Origin of the sequence: Oerskovia sp. Root918 (assembly GCF_001428945.1) — a bacterium.
GTDB lineage: Bacteria > Actinomycetota > Actinomycetes > Actinomycetales > Cellulomonadaceae > Oerskovia > Oerskovia enterophila.
In genome coordinates, this window is sequence record NZ_LMJG01000010.1 from 1 (window position 1) to 2,725 (window position 2,725).

The window sequence follows — 2,725 nt, forward strand, 5'->3', positions numbered from 1 at the left end:
GCGCCGATGGTACTGCCCTGGAGACGGGGTGGGAGAGTAGGTCGCCGCCGGACAACCATTCACCAAAGGCCCACCCCACACGGGGTGGGCCTTTGGCATACCCCCAAACACCCAGCCCCGAGCACACCTGTGCCCGGGGCACTTCTGTACCCAGAGCCCCGTTGTCAGAACCACACCGGGCCATACCCCGCTCACCTTCTGACAACACCACCACCCCGACCAGGTGTCAGAACCACACCGGGCCATGCCCCGCTCACCTTCTGACAACAGTCCTGGGAAGGCTGCAGCACGCAGCGGGTGTGGGTGCCGACCGGTCCTACACCGAGGGCAGCTCGCAGACATCGTTGTCTGGAGCGCATCGACAGCGGCTCGACAGCGGCTCGACAGCGCGCGCGGTCAGGCGCCCCTCCGTGGAGCATCGTGACACTGCGGAAGCTGGGTGCTCGATGGGGACCGTCTTCCGCACTGGGAGGCAAACGATGGACGGAGCCGACCGATCTCGAGCTCTCCGAGTTCTGATGGGGGGCCGGATCGGCGGCCGGGTGCGGCGACGCGAACCATGAGTCTGTCGAGACCAGCCGGAGCATGGAGATCGGCACGCGACACATGCTGCCTGGATGGGGCGCCACGGTTGATGCTCGGGCCGGCGTGGCTACGTCGTGCACGTCGGGGGCAGATCTGTCCGGGCTGTGTTGCGAAGGCTGGATCTCGCCGCTTGGCCAGCGGGGGCCGGCCCTGATCCGCACGTAGCCGGCACTAGCATCGGCGGATGACCACGCTACGGCCCGCCGCCGAGGACACCGGCACCCCGCCGGATCGCCTCGCTGCCGTCGCTGTGCCATTTGGTTGCGGCGCCCTCGCCGCCTTTGGTGCCGCAGTGGGCCCGGCCCTGGTCGTCGGTGTCTTGTTCGCCCCGGCCGTGATGCTTCCTCTCGGCCTTCTGCTGCTCGTCGGGATCGCGTTCGCCAACGCCGCGATCCTGCGGGCAGCCACAGGACGGCGCCGGATCGGGCTGGCAGTCGTGCTCACTCTGCTCGTCCCAGCGGCGATCGGAGCGGAGCTCGTGGCGCAGGGCGAGATCCCCCTCGACCCGCGCTACGGCGTCCCGGTGCCGGTGGTGATCGGCGCCCTCGTGGCGGGGATCTCGACGTTCGCACTCCCGAGGTGGGCGAAGCTGGTCGGCGGACTCACGATCGTCCTCGCCGCCGTGCTGTACGGCTGGCAGGCCGCATCGGATGCCGCCCAGGAGGCCGCTGCAGCCAGAGCGAGCAACGTCGTGGCACGTGAAGCGATGTACGACAACTTGCTCCCTGGCGCGACGACGACCTTGACCGGCGCCCGGACCGACCTCCGCACGCTCACTGGAGAAGTCGCCGAAGTCGGGGTCGACCGGGACGGACGGGAACTCACGATCACGATGTCGGCGTGGGGCGACCCTGGTGAGGAAGACCCCGACGGCTTTGCGTGCTGGCTGCTGTCCTCCGGCGAGGGAAGCTGGATCGAGGGACAGACCTACGCGGACTTCGCCGACCGCTGCCGCATCGTCGACGGAGGCTGGGCCAGCTCCGACGGGCTCACGTTCGGAACCTACCGCGACGGGAACTGGGTCACCGTCGACGCCGGTCCCGCCGCGACGGTCGAGGATGTCACGGCGGTCGCCAGCACGCTCACGGACGTCCCCGAGGCCCAGCGTCGCGCCCACTGGGAGGTCATGTCAGACCTCCCCGCTGGATGAGAGTGGTCCCCAGACCGCGCGACAGCGTCCTCGAGCTACAGGATGCGTCGGAAGAACACCGCAGGTTCGGCTACCTCGAGTGACTCCAGCTCTGCCACGAGACGGACGAAGTGCTCGGTCTGCGTATGAGCCATCAGATGGTCGTGGGACTCCCACTCCTCGGTGAGGAGCAGCGAGGTCGGCTCGTCCTCGCGCTGCAGGAGCTCGTACGACAGGCAGCCGAGCTCGCGCCTGGTGGCTGCGACGAGCTCCTCGTAGACAGCGAGGGCTCGAGGGAGGTCGGCCTCCTGCACCCTGCAGGGAACGTGGACGCGGATCAAGGAGTCTCCTCGGGGAGCGAAGGGTCGTCAGGGCCGGGACGGAGCCCGTCGTGCAGGTCGGGGACGGTCGGCCCCGCACGGGATCCACGTCCGCGGGGCCTGGCCGACCGCCCTGGCCGACCGTAGTCCCATCCGGCATGAGCCGGGGCAGCCACCAGGGATCTGGGCGCCGAGAGAGCCGGCGGGGAAGGACTCCGTGTCGCGCGCACCGGACGATCGCGCGCGACGCGGTCCTGCTGCGCACTCGCCGCGCCCGACGTCGGCGCGTATCGGAGCCTGAGACGCTCCGATCGCGGCACGCCGACGCGGTGACCGGGGTCACCCTGAGCGGGTTTGACCAGAGGGGCCTCCCCCAGTAATGTTCTCTGAGTCAGCCCGGCAGGGAGGAACAGACACCACTGCGAAGCTCCTTGGAGCCGCCGCGAAGTGGCTGGATCCCCCGGGTGAGCCAAACCTCCTTGAGACTTCTGAGGACATTCGTGTCCTCGAGGAGTAGGGAATGTGGCCGACTTGGAAGGCTCGCTTCACGAGAAATCATGAAGTTGGAAGGCCCCGGAGAGTCTGATAAGATTAAGAAGTTGCCCCGAGTGAAGGCCTGGAAACGGGTTGGAGTCGGTGCGTGTCGGTTGCTTGAGAACTCAACAGTGTGCTTGATAGTTAATGCCAATTG

General features: G+C 68.0%; 2 protein-coding genes. One reads left to right on the forward strand and one right to left on the reverse strand.

Going from position 1 to position 2,725, the window contains the following annotated elements:
- Positions 1-769 precede the first annotated feature (769 nt).
- Entirely contained in the window at positions 770-1,735 is a 966-nt protein-coding gene (locus tag ASE27_RS07620) for a hypothetical protein (RefSeq protein WP_157257450.1), read from the forward strand.
- 35 nt (positions 1,736-1,770) lie between these two features.
- On the opposite strand, the gene ASE27_RS07625 is transcribed toward ASE27_RS07620, so the two are convergent.
- Positions 1,771-2,055: a putative quinol monooxygenase gene (locus tag ASE27_RS07625; protein WP_056648403.1), complete on the reverse strand. Its 285-nt coding sequence runs from the start codon at positions 2,053-2,055 to the stop codon at positions 1,771-1,773.
- Between the last annotated feature and the right edge of the window lie 670 nt (positions 2,056-2,725).

Bases quoted from the DNA above. Each gene is read 5' to 3' on its own strand.
- ASE27_RS07620 (WP_157257450.1), top strand. From the start codon at position 770: ATGACCACGCTACGGCCCGCCGCCGAGGACACCGGCACCCCGCCGGAT.